The 20,568-nt window shown below is 60.3% G+C and carries 18 protein-coding genes; 5 read left to right on the forward strand and 13 right to left on the reverse strand.

Going from position 1 to position 20,568, the window contains the following annotated elements; all coding sequences use genetic code 11:
* Positions 1–8: 8 nt before the first annotated feature.
* The 8 genes from ABIE16_RS04715 to pcaR form a co-directional block, all read right to left on the reverse strand.
* Positions 9–1,313 (reverse strand): MFS family transporter, encoded by a 1,305-nt coding sequence (locus ABIE16_RS04715; RefSeq protein WP_090453557.1) that lies wholly within the window; start codon positions 1,311–1,313, stop codon positions 9–11.
* A 195-nt stretch (positions 1,314–1,508) separates the two neighbouring features.
* Entirely contained in the window at positions 1,509–2,075 is a 567-nt protein-coding gene (pcaG, locus tag ABIE16_RS04720) for a protocatechuate 3,4-dioxygenase subunit alpha (protein WP_223502358.1), read from the reverse strand.
* Position 2,076: 1 nt separating this feature from the next.
* The gene (gene pcaH / locus ABIE16_RS04725) at positions 2,077–2,781 is read right to left on the reverse strand and encodes a protocatechuate 3,4-dioxygenase subunit beta (protein WP_057716089.1); all 705 of its coding nucleotides are present in this window, start codon (positions 2,779–2,781) and stop codon (positions 2,077–2,079) included.
* Between the two features lie 37 nt (positions 2,782–2,818).
* Entirely contained in the window at positions 2,819–4,024 is a 1,206-nt protein-coding gene (gene pcaF, locus ABIE16_RS04730) for a 3-oxoadipyl-CoA thiolase (RefSeq protein ID WP_174245503.1), read from the reverse strand.
* Positions 4,021–4,800 (reverse strand): CoA-transferase subunit beta, encoded by a 780-nt coding sequence (locus ABIE16_RS04735; RefSeq protein ID WP_102672185.1) that lies wholly within the window; start codon positions 4,798–4,800, stop codon positions 4,021–4,023. The genes pcaF and ABIE16_RS04735 overlap by 4 nt, the downstream gene beginning before the upstream one ends.
* Positions 4,800–5,657 carry a CoA transferase subunit A gene (locus tag ABIE16_RS04740; protein WP_008054173.1) on the reverse strand — a complete coding sequence of 286 codons (858 nt, stop codon included), beginning with the start codon at positions 5,655–5,657 and terminating at the stop codon, positions 4,800–4,802. The genes ABIE16_RS04735 and ABIE16_RS04740 overlap by 1 nt, the downstream gene beginning before the upstream one ends.
* 271 nt (positions 5,658–5,928) lie before the next feature.
* The gene (locus ABIE16_RS04745) at positions 5,929–7,275 is read right to left on the reverse strand and encodes an MFS transporter (RefSeq protein ID WP_429520641.1); all 1,347 of its coding nucleotides are present in this window, start codon (positions 7,273–7,275) and stop codon (positions 5,929–5,931) included.
* Between the two features lie 123 nt (positions 7,276–7,398).
* Positions 7,399–8,241, reverse strand: coding sequence for a pca regulon transcriptional regulator PcaR (gene pcaR / locus ABIE16_RS04750; RefSeq protein ID WP_057716093.1), 843 nt, complete (start codon positions 8,239–8,241; stop codon positions 7,399–7,401).
* A gap of 686 nt (positions 8,242–8,927) precedes the next feature.
* Here pcaR and ABIE16_RS04755 point away from each other — a divergent pair.
* Complete coding sequence (locus tag ABIE16_RS04755; protein WP_007986337.1) at positions 8,928–9,128, forward strand: hypothetical protein; 201 nt, start codon at positions 8,928–8,930, stop codon at positions 9,126–9,128.
* 376 nt (positions 9,129–9,504) lie between these two features.
* Positions 9,505–10,980, forward strand: coding sequence for an inorganic phosphate transporter (locus tag ABIE16_RS04760; RefSeq protein WP_057716094.1), 1,476 nt, complete (start codon positions 9,505–9,507; stop codon positions 10,978–10,980).
* Positions 10,981–11,248: 268 nt separating this feature from the next.
* Here ABIE16_RS04760 and ccoM read toward each other — a convergent pair whose 3' ends face one another.
* The 3 genes from ccoM to ABIE16_RS04775 all read right to left on the reverse strand — a co-directional run bounded on the left by ccoM (position 11,249) and on the right by ABIE16_RS04775 (position 12,105).
* Positions 11,249–11,359 carry a cytochrome c oxidase subunit CcoM gene (gene ccoM / locus ABIE16_RS04765; protein WP_007976669.1) on the reverse strand — a complete coding sequence of 37 codons (111 nt, stop codon included), beginning with the start codon at positions 11,357–11,359 and terminating at the stop codon, positions 11,249–11,251.
* Between the two features lie 143 nt (positions 11,360–11,502).
* Positions 11,503–11,664, reverse strand: coding sequence for a hypothetical protein (locus tag ABIE16_RS04770; protein WP_008016476.1), 162 nt, complete (start codon positions 11,662–11,664; stop codon positions 11,503–11,505).
* A gap of 99 nt (positions 11,665–11,763) precedes the next feature.
* Positions 11,764–12,105, reverse strand: coding sequence for a hypothetical protein (locus ABIE16_RS04775; protein ID WP_057716095.1), 342 nt, complete (start codon positions 12,103–12,105; stop codon positions 11,764–11,766).
* A gap of 217 nt (positions 12,106–12,322) precedes the next feature.
* Here ABIE16_RS04775 and rapA point away from each other — a divergent pair, with 217 nt between their 5' ends.
* Positions 12,323–15,169, forward strand: a complete 2,847-nt coding sequence (rapA, locus tag ABIE16_RS04780) for an RNA polymerase-associated protein RapA (RefSeq protein WP_057716096.1) — start codon at positions 12,323–12,325, stop codon at positions 15,167–15,169.
* Between the two features lie 170 nt (positions 15,170–15,339).
* Here the strand turns inward: rapA and ABIE16_RS04785 are convergent, their stop codons facing one another.
* Entirely contained in the window at positions 15,340–16,689 is a 1,350-nt protein-coding gene (locus tag ABIE16_RS04785) for a spinster family MFS transporter (protein ID WP_429520642.1), read from the reverse strand.
* Positions 16,690–16,956: 267 nt separating this feature from the next.
* Between ABIE16_RS04785 and ABIE16_RS04790 the strand changes: the two genes are divergently transcribed.
* Both ABIE16_RS04790 and ABIE16_RS04795 read left to right on the forward strand, forming a co-directional pair.
* On the forward strand, positions 16,957–17,322 hold the full coding sequence (locus ABIE16_RS04790; protein WP_046043993.1) for a YkgJ family cysteine cluster protein: 366 nt from the start codon (positions 16,957–16,959) through the stop codon (positions 17,320–17,322).
* A gap of 147 nt (positions 17,323–17,469) precedes the next feature.
* A complete protein-coding gene (locus ABIE16_RS04795; RefSeq protein ID WP_429520643.1) occupies positions 17,470–19,686 on the forward strand; it encodes a putative bifunctional diguanylate cyclase/phosphodiesterase in 2,217 nt (738 codons plus the stop codon).
* Here ABIE16_RS04795 and ABIE16_RS04800 read toward each other — a convergent pair.
* Complete coding sequence (locus ABIE16_RS04800; protein ID WP_429520644.1) at positions 19,643–20,539, reverse strand: NAD(P)-dependent oxidoreductase; 897 nt, start codon at positions 20,537–20,539, stop codon at positions 19,643–19,645. The genes ABIE16_RS04795 and ABIE16_RS04800 overlap by 44 nt on opposite strands.
* Positions 20,540–20,568 lie beyond the last annotated feature (29 nt).

Here is a 20,568-nt window from a genome sequence, read left to right on the forward strand (position 1 = left end):
CGTGAAGATCAAAGGTCGTGATGCAGATACTTCGCCTGTTTCGGCAGACGCAGGCTGAACAGGAACGCTATCGCCATCATCACCGTCACGTACCAGTAGAAGGAGTTTTCCATGCCCACGGCCTTGAGGCTCAAGGCCACATACTCCGCCGAACCACCGAAAATCGCATTCGCCACCGCATACGCCAGGCCGACACCCAATGCACGCACCTCGGGCGGGAACATCTCGGCTTTCACCAGGCCACTGATGGAGGTGTAGAAACTGACGATCGCCAGCGCCAGGGTAATCAACACGAAGGCCAGAAATGGACTTGTCACGCTTTTCAGGCTCAACAGGATCGGCACGGTGCACAGCGTGCCGAGGGCGCCGAACCAGAGCATCGAGTTACGCCGGCCGATCTTGTCGGCGAGCATGCCGAAAATCGGCTGCATGCACATATAGAGGAACAGCGCGCCGGTCATGATGTAGCTGGCGGTCTTGGCCGGCATGCCGGCGGTGTTCACCAGGTACTTCTGCATGTACGTGGTGAAGGTGTAGAAGATCAGCGAACCACCGGCGGTGTAACCGAGTACGGTGATGAATGCGGTTTTATGGTCGCGAAACAGGGCGCTGATGCTGCCGGCGTCCTTGTTTTCGCGCATTGCCTTGCTGGTGGTTTCTTTGAGCGAACGACGCAGATACAGCGAAACCAGCGCCGCCATGGCACCCACCACGAAGGGTATCCGCCAGCCGTAGGCACGCAGGTCATCTTCGGTGAGGAACTGTTGCAGGACCACCACCAGCGACACCGCGAGCAATTGGCCGCCAATCAGGGTCACGTACTGGAACGAGGCGAAGAAACCGCGCTGGCCCTTGAGCGCCACTTCACTCATGTAGGTTGCGGTAGTGCCGTACTCACCGCCCACCGACAAGCCTTGCAGCAAACGGGCGAACAGCAACAGGATCGGCGCCCAGACCCCGATGCTGCTGTAGGTCGGCAGGCAGGCGATAAGCAGCGAGCCGAAGCACATCATCAGAATCGAGATCAACATCGAATTCTTGCGCCCGTGCTTGTCCGCCAAGCGCCCGAAAATCCAGCCACCAATCGGCCGCATCAGGAACCCGGCGGCGAACACGCCAGCGGTATTGACCAGCTGCACGGTGGGGTTATCGGACGGGAAAAAGGCCGGTGCGAAGTAGATCGCACAGAAGGCGTAGACGTAGAAGTCGAACCATTCAACCAGATTGCCGGACGAGGCACCGACAATGGCGAAGATCCGCTTGCTGCGTTCTTCGCCCGTATAAAGAGCTATAGGCGCTGTGGGTGTTGTCATTGTTTTTTCACTCAATGGGGAAAGTGAGAGTCTAGACACACTTTGCAACACTCCCGTTCCGCAGATGTTTCAGCGAACACACATCCCTGTGGGAGCGGGCTTGCTCGCGAAGGCGTCGTATCAGTCGATATCAATGTTGTCTGATACACCGCTTTCGCGAGCAAGCCCGCTCCCACAGTTTTTTGCAGTGTTCACTTAATAGTCGAAGAACACCGTCTCGGCATCGGTACCCTGCAGAATCACATTCCACTGATAAACACCCGACGCATCCTTCTTGGCCAGCAAGGTACTGCGGCGCTCGGCCGGCACGCACTCCAGCAACGGATCGTTGACGTTGGCCGCCTCGCCTTCAAAGTAGATCCGCGTCAGCAGGTGCTTCACCAAACCACGGGCAAACACCAGAACGACAAGGTGCGGTGCCTGGGTCGTGCCTTTGAGGCCCTCGACCGAACCGGGCTTGATGGTGGTAAAGCGAAAGCGTCCTTCGGCATCTACCGGCACCCGGCCAAAACCTTCGAAGTTCGGGTCCAGGGGTTTGTCCTGGTCGTCTTCCGGGTGGTCATATTTGCCGGCGGCGTTGGCCTGCCAGACTTCCAGCATCGCGTCGTTGACGATGTCGCCATTGCCGTCGACCACTTGCCCGGTGATCGCTACGCGCTCGCCCAGGGTTTGTTCGACGGTCAGGTTTTCGCGGTTCAGCCAGGTCAGGCCGATGTGGTAGTACGGCCCGACGGTGTGGGACGTGGTCGCAGTCAGCGTCATCTTATTTCTCCATCGGCGTGGCGTCGCGGCCGCGCAATACGATGTCCCAGCGATAACCGAGGGCATAGGAAGGGATGGTTTTTTCCAGATCGAACGTCGCGATCAAACGCTCTTTGGCGCTGGTATCGGGCACGCAGTTGTAGATCGGGTCGTACGCCAGCAGCGGGTCGCCCGGGAAATACATCTGCGTCACCAGGCGCGTCAGGATGCTCGGCCCGAACAGCGAGAAATGGATGTGCGCCGGGCGCCAGGCGTTGTGGTGGTTACCCCATGGATAGGCGCCGGGCTTGATGGTCTGGAACTGGTACCAGCCATCGGCGTCGGTCACGGTGCGGCCGGTGCCGGTGAAGTTCGGGTCCAGCGGTGCGTCGTGCAGGTCGCGGGCATGGGCGTAGCGACCGGCGGCGTTGGCCTGCCAGATCTCCACCAGAATCCCCGGCACCGGCAGACCGTTTTCATCCAGCACACGGCCGTGGATGATGATGCGCTCACCCTGAGGCTGCCCCTCGTGCTGGGCGGTCAGGTCGTTATCCTTCTCGTTGATGCGCTCGGCGCCGACGGTAGGACCGGTGATTTCCGACAGCGAATGCGGCAGGAACACCAACGGCTTGGACGGCGAGCGCAGGTTGGTGGATTGATAGGTCGGGTGCAGGTACTCCGGCTGGGTGCCTTCCTGCGGGCGACGGTAACCAGGCTTGTCAGTCATGAAACATTCCTCAGTTCTTATAAGTCTTCAGAGCGCGTCAGACGCGCTCGATCGCCAGGGCCAGCCCCTGACCGACACCGACGCACATGGTGGCCAGACCTTTCTTGCCACCGGTTTTTTCCAGCTGATGCAATGCGGTCAACACCAGCCGCGCGCCGCTCATGCCCAACGGGTGCCCCAAGGCAATCGCGCCACCGTTCGGGTTGACCTGGGCCGCGTCGTCCGCGATCCCCAGCTCACGCAGCACCGCCAGGCCTTGGCTGGCGAAGGCTTCGTTGAGCTCGATCACGTCGAAATCGCTGACCGCCACACCAAGGCGCTCGATCAGTTTACGCACCGCCGGCACCGGGCCAATGCCCATCACCCGCGGGGCAACACCGGCGCTGGCCATGCCCAGCACTTTGGCACGGGCAGTCAGGCCGTGTTTCTTTACCGCTTCGGCCGAAGCCAGGATCAACGCGGCGGCGCCGTCGTTTACACCCGAGGCATTGCCGGCGGTGACGGTCTTGTCGGGGCCGTTGACCGGTTTGAGTTTGGTCAGAGCTTCCAGGGTGGTGTCGGCGCGAGGATGCTCGTCCTGGCTGACCACGGTTTCACCCTTCTTGTGGGCTATGCGCACTTCAACGATTTCTTCGGCGAAGAACCCGGCGGCTTGTGCGGCGGCCGTGCGTTGTTGACTGCGCAGGGCGAACGCGTCCTGATCGGCGCGGGACACCTTGTAATCGTCGGCCACGTTGTCAGCGGTCTGCGGCATCGCATCCACGCCGTACTGGGCCTTCATCAACGGGTTGATGAAGCGCCAGCCGATGGTGGTGTCTTCGAGCTTCATGTTGCGCGAAAAAGCGGCATCGGCCTTGCCCATCACGAACGGCGCACGGGACATCGACTCGACGCCGCCGGCAATCGCCAGCTCCATCTCGCCGCTGGCGATGGCGCGGAACGCGGTGCCGATGGCATCCATGCCCGAAGCGCAAAGGCGATTGAGGGTCACGCCGGGAATGGTTTCCGGCAGGCCGGCCAGCAACAGTGCCATACGCGCAACGTTGCGGTTGTCTTCACCGGCCTGGTTGGCGCAGCCGAGGAACACCTCGTCCACCGCGTTCCAGTCCACCGACGGGTTGCGCTCCATCAAGGCCTTGATTGGCACGGCAGCCAGGTCGTCGGCACGCACCGTCGACAGGCCACCGCCGAAACGGCCGATGGGGGTACGAATCGCGTCGCAGATATAAACGTCACGCATCACGCTTCTCCGGGGGCTTGGCCGTGTGCGGCAGCGGTACGGGCTTCGAGGTCGCGCAGCGCGGTCAGTTCGACTTCAGTCGGCTCGGCGGTTTGCTCAACCTGGTCGGCAAAGCGAATCGCCCAACCGGTGGCAGCAACCACTTGCTCGCGGGTCACACCCGGGTGTAGTGCAGTGACCACGAACTCATGGGTACCGGCTTCCGGCTCCATGATGCACAGATCGGTGATGATCCCCACCGGTCCGGCGCCTGGCAGACCGAGACGCTTGCGCGAATCGCCGCCCTCGCCGTGGCCGACCGAGGTAATGAAGTCGAGTTTGTCGACAAAGGAGCGCGACGACTGCTTGAGGATGATCAACACGCTCTTGGCGGAACCGGCAATCTCCGGCGCGCCACCTGCACCCGGCAGACGGACTTTCGGCGCGTGGTAATCACCCACGACGGTGGTGTTGATGTTGCCGAAACGGTCGACCTGCGCCGCGCCGAGGAAACCGACGTCAATGCGCCCGCCCTGCAGCCAGTAACGGAAAATCTCGCCGGTCGGCACCACGGTGTCGGCGGTTTCCGCCAGTTCACCGTCGCCAATCGACAGTGGCAATACACTTGGCTTGGCACCGATCGGGCCCGATTCGTAGATCAGCACCACATCAGGCGAGGAAGTCAGGCGCGCCAGGTTGGCCGCTTTCGACGGCAGGCCGATACCCACGAAGCACACCGAGCCGTTCTTCAGGCGACGGGCAGCGGCAACGGTCATCATTTCATTGGTGGTGTAAGTCATTACTTCGCCTCCGAAGCGGCGGCCAGTTTGGCCTGGAACTCGCTGAAGTCAGCGCTGCCGTGGATGTATTCGTTGATCCACGCGGTGAAGGTTTCACGGTCGCGGGCAATCGGGTCCCAGGCCTGGTAGAAGCGGTTGTCGCGTTCGTTGTAACCGTGGGCGTAGGACGGATGCGCGCCGCCAGGTACGTGGCAAACCGCGCTCAAGGCCCAGGTTGGCAATACACAGGAGTTCATTGGCGCATTGAGGTCGTCGACGATTTCCTCAACGGTGACGATGCAGCGCTTGGCCGCCAGCGCAGCTTCTTTCTGCACGCCGAGGATGCCCCAGAGCAGCACGTTGCCCTTGCGGTCGGCTTTCTGCGCATGAATCACGGTAATGTCCGGGCGCACCGAAGGCACGGCGGCCAACACTTCACCGGTGAACGGGCAGGTCACGGATTTGATCAGCGGGTTAACCTTCGGCAAATCGGAACCGGCGTAGGCACGCAACACCGCGAACGGCAGGCCGGATGCCCCGGCGACGTAGGCGTTGGCCAGGTCGGCGTGGCTGTGTTCTTCGATTTCCAGCGCGTGGGGCCACTGTTTCTCCACAGCGTCACGCAGGCGATGCAGTGAGCCGACACCCGGGTTGCCGCCCCAGGAGAAAATCAGCTTGCGGGCACAACCGGCACCGATCAACTGGTCGTAGATCAAGTCAGGGGTCATCCGCACCAGGGTCAGGTCTTTCTTGCCCTGGCGAATGATTTCGTGACCGGCGGCCGTCGGGATCAGGTGAGTAAAGCCTTCGAGCGCGACCGTATCGCCGTCGTTTACGAATTGCTTCACCGCGTCGTGCAGCGAAAGGATTTCAGCCATTGGGGCAGGCTCCCGTTTATTGTTAACCGACAGTGGAAGAAGGCGCCGATGCGCAGCGCCGGAATGACTGAAGGTTAAGCTTCTGAAAAAGGCCAAACAATCCGATAATCGACTGAGCGTTCGATTATCGAACACATTGTTGCTCAGCTAACAATCCAGATCAAAAGCTTCGCGAGCAAGCCCGCTCCCACAGGGATAAGTGTGATCCTTGTGGGAGCGGGCTTGCTCGCGAAGAGGCCCGCAACAGCAATAAAGAACCCGAGTGATGGCCTCAGGTCGCATCCGCATGACTGACCATGCCCTTGATCACCACCGCCGTCGTCGCCAGCGCCGCCGGAATCACCAGCGCCGTCAGCACTTGCTCGAAGTTCCAGCCCAGGCCCAGCAGCGTCGCGCCCATCCACGCTCCGAGGATGGCGCCGAAGCGGCCGATCCCGAGCATCCACGACACGCCGGTGGCCCGCCCCTGAGTCGGATAAAACCGCGCAGCCAGTGACGGCATTGCCGATTGCGCACCGTTGACACACATCCCGGCCACCAGCACCAGGGTCGCCAGGATTGTGATGTTGCCCAGGCTCTGCCCTACCGCGTAGGCAAACACCCCGGCCAGCAGGTAGAAAGTGCCGATGACCTTGTGCGGATTGAACCGGTCCATTGCCCAGCCCACGCCCACCGCACTCAGCACGCCACCGAACTGGAACAGCGCGCCGATGAAGGCGGCCTGCTCCATGCTCGCGCCACTGTCACGCATCAGCGTCGGCAGCCAACTGGTCAGCAGGTAAACGATCACCAGGCCCATGAAGTAGGTCAGCCACAAGAGCAAGGTGCCGGTGCTGTAGGTGCCGGAGAAGATCACCGCGAACACATTGCGCGCCTTCACTGTTTTCTGTTCCGGCACACTGAAACTGGACGCCTGGGCCACCACCGTCGGGTCAATCGGCGCCAGTGCCTTGCGTACTTTGTCGGTACCGCGGTTGCGCACCACCAGGTAACGCGCCGACTCCGGCAACCAGAACAGCAAAACGACGGCGAGGATCAGCGGCAGCACTCCACCGATCAGCAGCAGGCTGTGCCAGCCAAAGGCCGGAATGAGCTTGGCCGAGATAAATCCGCCGCCAGCCATGCCGAGGTTGAAGCCGCAGAACATGCTGGTCACCAGCAGGGACTTTTTGCGCTCAGGGGTGTATTCCGACAGCAGCGTGGTGGCGTTCGGCATGCCGGCGCCCAGACCCAGGCCGGTCAGGAAGCGCAACACCAACAGCTGATCGACATTGGTGCTGTAGGCCGAGGCCAGGCTGAAGGCACCGAACAACAGCACCGCGCCGACCAGTACGACTTTTCGCCCGAAGCGGTCAGCCAGAGGGCCTGAGCCCAGTGCGCCGAAGACCATGCCGATCAACGCCGCACTCATCACCGGGCCGAGACTGGCTCGGTCGATACCCCAGTCCTGGGACAGGGCCGGGGCGATGAAGCCCATTGCCGCGGTGTCGAGGCCATCGAGGAAGACAATCAGGAAACACAGGATCACCACGCGCCACTGGTAGCGCGAAATGGGTTGGGCATTGATGAAGGACTGCACGTCGAGGCAGTTACCTACAGCAGACTGAGGCTGGTTCATTATTTTTATCCCACGGATCGCGGTCGAACGATGTCAGCAGATGCCGACGAAGCCGCGACAGTAATGATCCGGAGGAAACAGCGTCAATTCGATAAACGCGACTCTGTGCGTTTATCGAACGGCTTAGGCAAACAACTGGGCGCTGAGGTCGCGGCTGGCGCTCAACAAACCGGGCAGGAAACGCTGTTCCAGTTCATTGCGGCTGACTCGCCCGGCGTGAGTGCTGACATTGAGGGCCGCGACCACCTGCCCGGAAGCGTCGTACACCGGGACGGCAATCGAACGCAGCCCTTGCTCGAGTTCCTGGTCGACGATGCACCAGCCTTGCTGTCGCACCTCTTGCAGGCATTCGAGCAACGCCTCGGGGGTGTGGATCGTGCGGCTGGTCTTGGCTTGCAATTCGGCGTGGTCGAGGTATTCGCCCAGCGAGGTGTCATCCAGCGCGGCCAGCAGGATCCGCCCCATCGAGGTGCAATAGGCCGGCAAGCGCCCGCCCACCGACAGATCCACCGAAATCAGCCGCTGGGTGGTCGCGGAGCGCGCGATGTACAGAATGTCATCACCCTCCAGCGTGGCCATGTTGCAGGCCTCGTGCAGTTGCTCGCTCATGCGGTCCAGGTATGGCTGGGCGGAAACCGCCAGCGGCGTTGATGACACATAGGCATGGCCGAGGGTCAGCACTTTGGGCAGCAGCGAATAGGTGCGGCCGTCGGTGGTGGCGTAGCCGAGCTTGATCAGGGTGTGCAGGCAACGACGCACGGCGGCGCGGGGAATTTCCGTGCGGTGACTGATCTGGGCGATGGTCAGGTGCCGTTTGCGCTCCTGGAACGCTTGCACCACGGCCAGGCCACGGGCCAGGGACGTCATGAAATCCGGGTCGCCGGTCAGTGCCTGGATCCGTTTGGCAGGTGAGGCAACGATGGGAGGAGCCACTGAAGCGAAGGAATTGCGCATTTGATCGTTCATACAAGGTCCTTTTACCCATTCGGATCAGCGACTATTACAAAGGGCGAGCGCCTGGCGCTCAAGCCCGGCCCGCCAACTCCGTGCGATTATCGAACACTCGACCGATAATCGCAATCCGTCGTACAAATCACATGCGCTGATGTCCGGTTTTCGCTGACTTGCGCCCCATGTTTGCGCCGACTCGACGCAGGACTTAATGGGGCAATCCAATTACCGTAACTTGCCTGATTTAATGGCGTCAGAAAGGCATCGCAGCAATGCGGTATCCGTCGACGTTCTAGTTAATCGCAAAGTTTCGAGCAACAAAACGGTCACACACCAAGATTCACTTTTAACTCTTTGGAGATAGTGTTCTTCAAATCGGCCGCTATAATACAATTCAGTAGCGCTTCGGTTTTTTACTTGCCGAACCCGCTGCCCGGCCAGGCGATGTTCCATCGCCGTTGCCCGTTGCAAGCGCCAGATCCGCATTGCACAGCCTTGCCATCGCGCTTGCCGAAACAGGAAACTGAAGCTACGTCAGCTATTTATCTCTGGTGTCGTGGCCGCCTGTGACATGGAAGTATTGATCACGTTGTTGCCAAAAACGATGCCTTGACGGGCATTGCCCACTCGACGAACGTGATCAAACGATTTGATGCAGCGCGTTTTCACCAGAATTTATCCCAACTCAATCAGGTAGCACTGTGACGAAAGACGAACTGCGCGCGGAACTAGAGCGCCAGGAACAACGTTACAAGGAAGTTTACGGCGGAGAAGTCACCACTTACGCCGCTCAACCCGAACCGGAACGCAAACCCTGGCGTAAACGCGCCACCGTTCAGGATCAGGTTTTCCAGCAAGAACTTCAAAAAATGGAAAAGGAACTCAAAGCCGAAGAGCCGTGACTGCTTCGGCCTGATCCTTACAAGGGCCTGCCTCTGCACCCGTTAAAAGCGGGATGTATTGATGTTGCCTTTCGCGCCCGCTACGAGCGGGCAGCGGCCATCACCGTCGTCGAATCAGGCAGATTTCCGGTATCTGACCTATTTCTCAGATTTTTCTCACAACCGTTCAAGCCCCTCTTACCGGGCCGTGAAGGTTTTGTGACAGTCTATTTTTTCAATAAAATCAATGACTTAAAAAACACAGCAAAACCGTGGGTTTTCAGGTCCTGCGGCAAAAAAATTCGTTGAAGAATGTTACCGATGAGCAGCTAGTGCATTGATTAGCAGTCTTTTCTGGCATAATCGCGCCCCCTTATGACCGGGTCAGAAAACCTTCATGATCGATTTATTCAGCGGACTGGATGCTTGGGTGCTTGTGAGCCTCTTGCTCGCCCTGGCCTTTGTCCTCGCCTTCGAGTTCATCAACGGCTTTCATGACACCGCTAACGCGGTGGCGACCGTTATCTACACCAAAGCCATGCCGCCTCACCTGGCGGTGTTCTTCTCCGGTGTGTTCAACTTCCTCGGCGTGCTGCTGGGCGGGGTCGGCGTGGCGTATGCCATCGTCCACCTGCTGCCGGTAGAACTGCTGATCAATGTGAACACCGGTCACGGACTGGCCATGGTGTTCTCGTTGCTCGCCGCAGCCATCACCTGGAACCTGGGCACCTGGTACTTCGGTATCCCCGCCTCCAGTTCCCACACGCTGATCGGTTCGATCCTCGGCGTGGGCCTGGCCAACGCCCTGATCAACGAAATTCCGTTGGCTGACGGGGTGAACTGGCAAAAGGCGATCGATATCGGCATGTCGCTGGTATTCTCGCCAATGGCAGGCTTCCTGATCGCCGCGCTGATCCTGATCGGTCTTAAATGGTGGCGTCCGCTGTCGAAGATGCACAAGACGCCGGAACAGCGCCGCAAGATCGACGACAAGAAACACCCGCCGTTCTGGAATCGCCTGGTACTTGTGATCTCGGCCATGGCCGTGAGTTTCGTTCACGGTTCCAACGATGGCCAGAAAGGTATCGGCCTGATCATGCTGGTCCTGATCGGTATCGTGCCGGCCCAGTTCGTCCTCGACCTTAACAGCACGACCTACCAGATCGAACGGACTCGCGACGCTACGTTGCACCTGAGCCAGTTCTACCAGCGCAACTCCGAAACCTTGGGCGAGTTCCTGGCCCTGGGCAAGAGCTTGAACGGCGACTTGCCGGAGAAATTCCGTTGCAACCCGCAACAGACCGAACCGACCATCACCGCCCTGCTCGGCACCCTCAAGGGTGTAGCCGACTACCATTCGCTGTCGGCGGAAAGCCGCATCGAAGTACGTCGTTACCTGCTCTGCCTGGATGACACCGCGAAGAAAGTCAGCAAATTGCCAACTCTCGGGGCGCGTGAAAAGGCTGACCTGGACAAGTTGCGCAAAGACCTGACCACCACCACTGAATACGCCCCGTTCTGGGTGATTCTGGCGGTAGCACTGGCCCTGGGCCTGGGCACCATGGTCGGCTGGAAACGCGTGGTACTGACCATTGGCGAGAAAATCGGCAAGCAAGGCATGACCTACTCCCAAGGCATGTCGGCGCAGATCACCACCGCCAGCCTGATCGGCATGGCGAATATCTTCAGCCTGCCGGTTTCCACCACCCACGTGCTGTCCTCCGGCGTGGCGGGCACCATGGTCGCCAACAAAAGCGGCCTGCAAGGCGGCACCGTCAGAACCATCCTGCTGGCCTGGGTGTTGACCCTGCCAGCCACCGTGGCCCTGTCGGCCGGGTTGTTCTGGCTGGCCTCGAAGGCGCTGGGTAGCTGATACAGCTGCATCGAAAAAGGCGCGCTCCGCAAGGACCGCGCCTTTTTTATTGCCTCCTCCAAACACCACAAATCAACTGTGGGAGCGGGCTTGCTCGCGAAAGCGGTGTGTCAGTCAACATTGATGTTGAATGTCAGTCAGCATTCGCGAGCAAGCCCGCTCCCACACTGGTTTTGTGTACACCGTCCAGAAATCGCAGGCAAAAAAAAGGGCAACCGAAGTTGCCCAAAATGCCTTGCGTGCTCATTACATCCAGAAAGAACGACGGTTATTTCCGCTTGTGCGAATCCTTCCAGATAAAAAGTCCGAACCCTGCAAAAAATACAAACATGAGGCTGACAGTCAGCACTCCGGCGATCACCACGTTGTCGAAAAACATGACGCGTCTCCTGTACCTGCCCTGTTGCGATAGGGCTAAGTTAACCAAACGGGCAGGAGAGAATATTGACCGGGATCAATGTCGCCCGAGACTGGGCAAGAGGAAGGGAGAAGTTTGACCCGCATCAATGAATGCGGGGGATTTCAGCGCTTTTTCGGTTTGTTTTTCGGCTTTTTTTTGGCCTTGCCCAATGGCATGGCCTGCTCGAACGCCTGGCGAACTTCATTGAGCCGCTTGTCATTGAGGTCATGAACACGCTTGGCGCGCTCGGCATTGAGGTCAATCAGTTTGTCGTCTTGGCTCATGGCAGTCAGTGCATCGCTTGAAATGAGTTTAAGCCGCCGTAGCGTTCGGCAACCCTGCGCCAATAATGCGGCCTGACGGCCGTGCTGACCAGCCTGCGCTCAAATCTCGATATCGACCCACAACCCTTGCCGCGGCTGATCTTCCATCAGCGGCGCCACCGGCACGGTGTTGTCGGCATTGAGTTCATCCCCGGGAATCGCCAGGTGAGCCTGCGGGTCATTATCAGCTTCGTGGCGACGTCGTTCCTGCTCCTGCCTGCGGCGCTGTTCCTCGCGCAGCACCAGTCCGTCCTCCTCAGGATTGCGCTTTTGCAGGTCGATCGTGCTTTCACTGGAGCTTTCCTGCACCGGCACCACCGGAGGAATATCCGGACGCTGACGGATCGGGTCGGTCTGTGAAGTGATCGGCACGGCACTCAAGGGGAGCATCGGTGGCAGCATGGTTTTCAGTCTCCTGTCAGCAGGCTGTCGGCTGCGGGGATGGCGACTTGAGCCATCGGTCGCAAACTGTGACTCATTTGGCACTCATTAGTGCACCGGGCGGCGCGTCATGCACAGGTGGGCTAACGTATGACTGTGAGTTTTTCTGAGAGTCCTTTGGCCCTGAAGCCCTCATTCCGTTAAGATAGCCCGCTTTTTCAGGTGGGAGTCAGGCAGCATGGCGCAGCAGTATCAACCGGGGCAACGCTGGATCAGTGACAGCGAAGCCGAGCTGGGTTTAGGCACCGTTCTGGCACAGGACGGCCGCTTGTTGACCGTGCTCTATCCGGCCACTGGCGACACTCGCCAGTACGCGCTAAGGAATGCGCCCCTCACCCGTGTGCGGTTTTCGCCCGGTGACTCCATCACTCACTTCGAAGGCTGGAAGCTGACCGTTCGCGAAGTCGACGACGTCGATGGCCTGCTGGTTTACCACGGCCTCAACGGGCAGAACGAAGTGGTCACCCTGCCGGAAACCCAACTGTCGAACTTCATCCAGTTCCGCCTGGCCAGCGACCGTCTGTTCGCCGGCCAGATCGACCCGCTGGCCTGGTTCTCCCTGCGTTACCACACACTGGAACACACCAGTCGCCAGTTGCAGTCCTCCCTTTGGGGTCTGGGTGGCGTGCGTGCGCAACCGATCGCGCACCAGTTGCACATTGCCCGCGAAGTCGCCGACCGTATCGCGCCACGGGTTCTGCTGGCCGACGAAGTGGGCCTGGGCAAAACCATCGAAGCCGGCCTGGTGATCCATCGCCAATTGCTCTCGGGCCGCGCCAACCGCGTGCTGATCCTGGTTCCGGAAAACCTGCAGCACCAGTGGCTGGTCGAGATGCGCCGCCGCTTTAACCTGCAGGTCGCGCTGTTCGACGAAGAACGCTTCATCGAAAGCGATGCCAGCAACCCCTTCGAAGACACCCAGCTCGCACTGGTCGCGCTTGAGTGGTTGGTGGACGACGAGAAAGCCCAGGACGCGCTGTTCGCGGCGGGCTGGGACTTGCTGGTGGTCGACGAGGCTCACCACCTGGTGTGGCACGAAGATCAGGTCAGCCCTGAGTATTCCCTGGTCGAGCAACTCGCCGAGACCATTCCCGGCGTGCTGCTGTTGACTGCCACCCCAGAACAACTGGGCCAGGACAGCCACTTCGCTCGTCTGCGTCTGCTCGACCCGAACCGTTTCCACGACCTGCAAGCCTTCCGCGCCGAGAGCGAAAACTATCGCCCGGTGGCTGAAGCCGTTCAGGAGTTGCTGGACAAGGGACGCCTGTCGCCGCAAGCCCACAAGACCATCCACGGCTTCCTCGGCAACGAAGGCGAAGCCCTGCTGGCCGCCGTCAACGATGGCGACACTGAAGCCAGCGCGCGTCTGGTGCGTGAATTGCTCGACCGCCACGGCACCGGCCGCGTGCTGTTCCGCAACACCCGCGCTGCCGTGCAGGGTTTCCCGGAGCGCAAGCTGCACCCGTACCCGCTGCCGTGCCCGGACGAATACCTCGAACTGCCATTGGGCGATCACGCCGAGCTGTACCCGGAAGTCAGCTTCCAGGCCCAACCGGACGCCAGCGAAGAAGAACGCTGGTGGAAATTCGACCCGCGCGTCGAATGGCTGATCGATCAACTGAAGATGCTCAAGCGCACCAAAGTGCTGGTGATCTGCGCCCACGCCGAAACCGCCATGGACCTGGAAGACGCCCTGCGCGTGCGTTCCGGCATCCCGGCCACGGTGTTCCACGAGGGCATGAACATCCTCGAGCGTGACCGCGCCGCCGCCTATTTCGCCGACGAAGAATTTGGAGCGCAGGTGCTGATCTGCTCGGAAATCGGCAGTGAAGGTCGCAACTTCCAGTTCTCCCATCACCTGGTGCTGTTCGATCTGCCGTCCCACCCGGACCTGCTGGAACAACGTATCGGTCGACTGGACCGGATCGGCCAGAAGCACATCATCGAACTGCACGTGCCGTACCTGGAAACCAGCCCGCAAGAGCGCCTGTTCCAGTGGTACCACGAAGCGCTGAATGCGTTCCTCAACACCTGCCCGACCGGCAACGCCTTGCAGCACCAGTTCGGCCCGCGCCTGCTGCCGCTGCTCGAAGAAGCCGACGATGGCGAGTGGCAAGCGCTGATCGACGAAGCCCGCACCGAGCGTGAACGTCTGGAAGCCGAGCTGCACACCGGCCGCGACCGTTTGCTGGAGCTCAACTCCGGTGGCGCTGGCGAAGGTGATGCGCTGGTTGAAGACATCCTCGAACAAGACGATCAGTTCGCCCTGCCGATCTACATGGAAACCCTGTTCGACGCCTTCGGCATCGACAGCGAAGACCATTCGGAAAACGCGCTGATCCTCAAGCCGAGCGAAAAAATGCTCGACGCCAGCTTCCCGCTGGGCGACGACGAAGGCGTGACCATTACCTACGACCGTAACCAGGCGCTGTCTCGCGAAGACATGCAGTTCATCACCTGGGAGCACCCGATGGTTCAGGGCGGCATGGACCTGGTGCTGTCCGGCTCCATGGGCAACACCGCCGTGGCGCTGATCAAGAACAAGGCGCTGAAACCTGGCACCGTGTTGCTGGAACTGCTCTATGTCAGCGAAGTGGTTGCCCCGCGCTCGCTGCAACTGGGCCGCTACCTGCCACCGGCCGCCCTGCGCTGCCTGCTCGACACCAATGGCAACGACCTGTCGGCCCGCGTGTCGTTCGAAACCTTGAACGATCAGCTTGAAAGCGTGCCACGTGCCAGCGCCAACAAGTTCATCCAGGCCCAGCGTGACCAACTGACGCCTCGGATCAACGCCGGTGAAGCGAAGATCCTGCCGCGCCACACTGAACGTGTCGCCGAGGCGCAGCGTCGCCTGGCCGCCGATACCGACGAAGAACTGGCGCGCCTGACCGCATTGCAAGCGGTCAACCCGACCGTGCGCGACAGCGAACTGGTGGCCCTGCGCAAACAACGCGAGCAAGGCCTGGCCATGCTCGACAAGGCTGCGCTGCGACTGGAAGCGATTCGGGTGCTGGTGGCGGGTTAACAACCCTCCTCCACCGCTATGAAAAGAAGGCCCGCAGCGATGCGGGCCTTTTTTGTTTACTTCAAATTCAGTAGTGCTGCTGATGACCTCATCGCGAGCGGGCTCGCTCCCACATTGGATCTTCAGTGCCTATGAGATACCTGTGGGAGCGAGCCTGCTCGCGATAGCGGTCAAGCAGTCGCCACAGAACCTTCAGGCTCAACCACCGCTACCAACCCGTCCTTCATCCGCTTGGCGTCCCTCACAAAACACCGCGAAGCCAGGAACAGAAACACCACGGTGAGCAACAGCGCCACCGGTATCAGGTACATCGCGTCATGCAGGCCGACCGCTTTAAACGCCTCAGTCATTTGCTCCGCGCCCGCCGCAAGCATCGCCGTGTGGGCGAAGTGATCCGACAAGGCCCCGACCACCACCGGCCCCAGGCCACCGCCCAACAGGTACAGCCCGGCAAAGAACAGCGCCATCGCCGTTGCCCGCAACCGCGGCTCGACCACATCCTGAATCGCCGTGTACACGCAGGTGTAAAAGTTGTAGGCGAACAGCCAGCCCATACTGAATACCGCGACAAACACACCGATCTCGATTCGCCCGGAATGCAGCGCCCACGCGGTGCAGGCCGTCGAAATCACCAGGCTGAAGGCGGCAAACAGGAGCCGCCCGTTGGCGATGCGCTGGTGAATCTTGTCCGCGATCCAGCCACCGAGGGTCAGGCCGACCAGCCCGGTCACACCGACAATAACCCCGGTCGCCACTGCGGCATCCTGCAACGGCATGAGGAAGTAGCGTTGCAGCATCGGCACCAGAAACGAGTTACAAGCATAGGTGGCGAAGTTGAAACACAGGCCGGCCATCACCAGCCACAGGAAGGTTGGCACTGCCAATACCCGACGGATCGGCCGATCAATTTTTTCCTGCGAAACCTGAACGCTCTCGGCAGCGCCGCGCTTCGGTTCCTTGATGAAAAACATGAAGATCGCCAGGATCAGCCCGGGCACCGCCGCGATAAAGAACGGTGCGCGCCAGCTATCGAAGGCCTTGACCATCGCGCCAATGGTGAAGAACGCCAGCAACAGCCCCAAGGGCAGCCCCAGCATGAAGATCCCCATGGCCCGCGCCCGACGGTGCGCCGGAAACAAGTCGCCGATCAGCGAGTTGGCGGCTGGCGCGTAACTGGCCTCGCCGATGCCGATGCCCATGCGCACGATCAGGAAGCTCCAGAAACTGCCCACCATGCCGTTGACGGCGGTCAACCCGCTCCATACCGCCAGCCCCCAACCCATCAGCTTGCTGCGCGATCCGGTATCGGCCATGCGCCCCAGCGGCAAGCCGGCAATGGCGTAGACGATGGTGAATGCCGTCCCGATGATCCCCAACTGGAAATCACTGAGGTGCCATTCCATGCGAATGGGCTCGATGATGATGGCCGGGATGGTGCGGTCGAAAAAATTGAACAGATTGGCCAGGAACAACAGGAACAGAATGCGCCAGGCATTGGCCGCTTGGGTCGAGTTCTGCATGGGTCCGTCTCTTTTATTGTTTTTGGGGCGTCACTGCCCCCGGTCTTTGCAATCTAGACAGGCCGGCCGCGCCTGTCTTTCATTATTCGCCAGGCTGATACCAACCCATGGGACGCAACCTGTAGGAGCTTTCGCGGGACGGGTATTTCGCAGTCCGTCCGACCGATGAAAAATACCTTTCAGCCCCCCTTCCCAAGCCGTTGGCGAAGCCTAGAATAGCGGCCTTGTTTCCCCCCTGTGTCTCCACTCCTCCTTAGATAATCGCCCATGTCCGAAGCCAGTCCGTGTCTGAATTGCGGTGCCTGCTGTTCTCATTTTCGCGTGTCATTTTTCTGGGGTGAATGCGCCTCGTCCGGGGGGACGGTACCCGATGAGCTTGTCGAGCAGATCAGCCCCAGTCGGGTCGCGATGCTCGGAACCGGCTGCAAACCCGTGCGCTGCACCAGCCTGGTCGGAGACGTGGGCAGTACGGTGCAGTGCTCCATTTACGAAAAACGCTCCAGCACCTGTCGGGAGTTCGACGCTTCGTGGGTCGACGGCCTGGCAAATCCCGATTGCGACGCGGCCCGTGCCGCTTTCGGCTTGCCGGCCCTGCAACCCGCGTTCGAGACGCCTCAGAAGCAAATCGCCTGAGTCATAGCACTAATCGCTATTAGGCTAATATCAAAAAAATTGGCATCAATGTGCCACTACCGCTTGCGCTCCATCCACGCCCTCTATACTCCACGACATTCGCCGACGCTCCTTGCGCCGACCTGAAGCTTAACGATGGGGCATGCTATGGAGTGGCTTGGTTTGCATTTCATTACCGAGCTACCAGAGACTGGGCAGGTCATACTTAATTGCACACATGACCCGTTTCTGGTGCTGCTGGCTTATCTGGTCGCCTGTGTCGGCGGTTTCGCGACACTGGACATGGCCGAACGGGTTGCTCACGCTGAAAAATCCGCGTCCCAAACGCTCTGGCGCTGGGTGGGCAGCGGATGCCTGGCCGGCGGCATCTGGGCCATGCATTTTGTCGGGATGCTGGCATTCCAGGCGCCTATCGATCTTCACTACCAACTGCCTGTCACGGTGTTCTCGCTAACCATCGCGCTGTTCGCCGCATGGCTGGCGATGCGTACCCTCAGCCTTCCTGAGCTGAGTTTTCGACAGTGCCTCACGTCATCGGTCGGGATCGGCCTGGGTATCGCGACCATGCATTACGTGGGCATGACGGCCATGCACTCCAATGCCTCGGTCTATTACCATCCGGGCCTGTTCGCCCTTTCCATCGCGATCGCGATCGGTGCCGCGCTGGCCGCCTTGTTGCTGGCATGGTATCTGCGCGACGGCGCCGGCATGCTGCATCAGCTTTTCAAATTCTGCGCCAGCCTGGTGCTCGGGGCGGGCATCCTCGGTATGCACCTCACTGCCATGGCCGCCTTCAACATGGTGATGCCCAGCGACAGCCTGCCAGCGCAAACCGGCGAACACAGCCATCTGCAACTGGCGCTGACCGTGACGGTCATCACCCTGCTGATCATCGGCAGCAGCATCAGCGCGGCACTGGCGGACAAGAAGCTGCAACACAAGGACCACGACCTGCAACGGGTCAACTCCCTGCTAAGCCAACTTGACCAGGCGCGCATGTCGCTGCAACAACTGGCGCACTACGATGCGCTGACCAACCTGATCAACCGCCGCGGGTTCAACCAGGTCTTCGCTGAAAAACTCATCGAGAAAAGCAACAAAGGCGGGATGCTGGCGGTCATGTTCCTGGACATCGACCATTTCAAGCGGATCAACGACAGCCTTGGCCACGATGCCGGTGACGAACTGCTCAAAGTGCTTGCCGGGCACATCAAGAGCTCTGTTCGCAGTCATGAGGATGTGGTCGCTCGCTTCGGCGGCGACGAGTTCTGCCTGCTCATCGACCTGCGTGATCGTGACGAAGCGCGGCAGATGGCCCAACGCATCATGCTGAAAATGAAGGAGCCCATCGAGTTGGCCGGCAGGCGCATGGTCATGACCACCAGCATCGGCATCAGCCTGTTTCCGGAAGACGGCAAGACCTGTGAGGAACTGTTGAAAAACGCCGACCTGGCGCTGTATCAGTCCAAGGGCAGCGGCCGCAACGGGCTGAGTTTTTTCAGTGCCGACCTGAAAACCCGCGCCACACTCGAGCTGCAACTGGAAGAAGAGTTGCGCCACGCCCTGCGTGAAGACACCGGCCTGATGCTCTATTACCAACCAATCTATGACCTCAAGACCGGTCAGGTGAGCAAGCTCGAAGCCTTGATCCGCTGGCAACACCCGGTCCACGGTTTCCTCGTACCGGATCGTTTTATCGCCATCGCCGAAGCCAATGGCCTGATCGCCGAGCTGGACAACTGGGTGCTGCGCAAGGCCTGCGAGGATCTGGGCGAGTTATCGCGCCAAGGCTGTGAAGACCTGAAGATCGCCGTGAACTGCTCGCCCCTGAACCTGGCGCGCGAAGAACTGGCCGATGAAATCGAGTACGCATTGCGGGCCTCCGGTGTAGAGCCCCACCGTCTGGAACTGGAGGTCACCGAAAACGCCTTGATGGGCAATATCGCCGACACCCTGGTGCTGCTGCGCCAGATACGCGCCCTTGGCGTTTCGCTGTCGATCGATGACTTCGGCACCGGCTATTCATCCCTGGCCTACCTCAAGCGCTTGCCGCTCAACACGCTGAAAATCGACCGCTCGTTCATCCAGGACATTCCCAAGGCGACCCAGGATATGGAAATCGTCCAGGCGATTATCGTCATGGCCCATACCCTGCACCTGCAAGTGGTCACCGAAGGGGTCGAAACCTTCGAGCAATACCAGTTCCTGGAAGACCATGGCTGTGACTTCGTTCAGGGCTACCTGCTGAGTCGGCCGGTGCCACTGGCCGAACTGCATCCGGTGCTGAACGAAATCAACCAGCGCAAGCACGCCTTCACCGTCACGACGCTGAGCCTGGTTCACGGTACATCTGTACTAATGTAGACGGGTCCTTTTCAAGAAACCCCTGACTCCCATGCAGGCGCATCAACTGCGCGGCCAAACCGCTGATCGGTGTCGCCGAGCCTTGTTCACGGGAAAACTTCACCGCTGTATCCAGATCCTTGAGTAACGTCCGTACGTGCCACTTGACCGGTTCGAATCGGTTTTCCGCCATCTGCGGAGCCAGGATCTGCAAGGGTTTCGAATCGGCAAAGCCGCCGGCCAGCGCTTCGGCGATCAGGCTGGCATCAACCCCGGAACGCTCCGCCAGCGCCACCACTTCGGCAATCACCAATGCATTGCAGGCGACGATCATCTGATTGCACGCCTTGGTCACCTGCCCCGCCCCGACGCCGCCCATGTGGGTCACACGCTGCCCCAGGTTCAACAGCACAGGCCGGACCCGCTCCAGATCCTGTAGCTCACCGCCGACCATGATCGCCAGGCTTCCAGCCTCGGCACCGACCACGCCACCGGACACCGGCGTATCGAGCCAGCCCATACCGGCTTTAGCGGCAAGTTCTGCGGCCATTTCCCGCGTAGCGTTGGGCTCCAGGCTGGAGAAATCCACCAGCAGCTGGCCTTTTTTGGCACCCTCCACAACACCTGCCGGACCAAACACCACCTCGCGTACGACCGAGGTATCGGCCAGGCACAGCATCACCACGTCAGCGTGCTGGCACAGTTCGGCCGGGCTGGCGACCTGGCGCGCGCCGGCCTCCACCAGCGGCTTGCACTTGTCCGGATTGCGATTCCATACCGCCAGCGGATAACCCGCGGCCAGCAGGCGCCGGCACATCGGCAGCCCCATCAGGCCGATCCCGGCAAACCCTAGCGAAGGTAGCGTTGACATCATTTTGCGTCTTCTTGATTAAAGATCACTGA

It is taken from the genome of Pseudomonas sp. 2725 (genome assembly GCF_050434585.1).
In the GTDB taxonomy this organism is placed as follows: domain Bacteria; phylum Pseudomonadota; class Gammaproteobacteria; order Pseudomonadales; family Pseudomonadaceae; genus Aquipseudomonas; species Aquipseudomonas jessenii.

Excerpts from the sequence above, each read along its gene's own strand:
- ABIE16_RS04795 (WP_429520643.1), top strand. The coding sequence starts at position 17,470 with ATGGAGTGGCTTGGTTTGCATTTCATTACCGAGCTACCAGAGACTGGG.
- pcaR (WP_057716093.1), bottom strand. The coding sequence starts at position 8,241 with ATGAACGATCAAATGCGCAATTCCTTCGCTTCAGTGGCTCCTCCCATC.
- ABIE16_RS04770 (WP_008016476.1), bottom strand. The coding sequence starts at position 11,664 with ATGAGCCAAGACGACAAACTGATTGACCTCAATGCCGAGCGCGCCAAG.
- ABIE16_RS04800 (WP_429520644.1), bottom strand. The coding sequence starts at position 20,539 with ATGATGTCAACGCTACCTTCGCTAGGGTTTGCCGGGATCGGCCTGATG.
- pcaG (WP_223502358.1), bottom strand. The coding sequence starts at position 2,075 with ATGACGCTGACTGCGACCACGTCCCACACCGTCGGGCCGTACTACCAC.
- ABIE16_RS04735 (WP_102672185.1), bottom strand. The coding sequence starts at position 4,800 with ATGACTTACACCACCAATGAAATGATGACCGTTGCCGCTGCCCGTCGC.
- pcaH (WP_057716089.1), bottom strand. The coding sequence starts at position 2,781 with ATGACTGACAAGCCTGGTTACCGTCGCCCGCAGGAAGGCACCCAGCCG.
- ABIE16_RS04760 (WP_057716094.1), top strand. The coding sequence starts at position 9,505 with ATGATCGATTTATTCAGCGGACTGGATGCTTGGGTGCTTGTGAGCCTC.
- ABIE16_RS04790 (WP_046043993.1), top strand. The coding sequence starts at position 16,957 with ATGTCCGAAGCCAGTCCGTGTCTGAATTGCGGTGCCTGCTGTTCTCAT.
- ABIE16_RS04745 (WP_429520641.1), bottom strand. The coding sequence starts at position 7,275 with ATGAACCAGCCTCAGTCTGCTGTAGGTAACTGCCTCGACGTGCAGTCC.
- rapA (WP_057716096.1), top strand. The coding sequence starts at position 12,323 with ATGGCGCAGCAGTATCAACCGGGGCAACGCTGGATCAGTGACAGCGAA.
- ABIE16_RS04785 (WP_429520642.1), bottom strand. The coding sequence starts at position 16,689 with ATGCAGAACTCGACCCAAGCGGCCAATGCCTGGCGCATTCTGTTCCTG.
- ABIE16_RS04775 (WP_057716095.1), bottom strand. The coding sequence starts at position 12,105 with ATGCTGCCACCGATGCTCCCCTTGAGTGCCGTGCCGATCACTTCACAG.
- ccoM (WP_007976669.1), bottom strand. The coding sequence starts at position 11,359 with ATGTTTTTCGACAACGTGGTGATCGCCGGAGTGCTGACTGTCAGCCTC.
- ABIE16_RS04740 (WP_008054173.1), bottom strand. The coding sequence starts at position 5,657 with ATGGCTGAAATCCTTTCGCTGCACGACGCGGTGAAGCAATTCGTAAAC.
- ABIE16_RS04715 (WP_090453557.1), bottom strand. The coding sequence starts at position 1,313 with ATGACAACACCCACAGCGCCTATAGCTCTTTATACGGGCGAAGAACGC.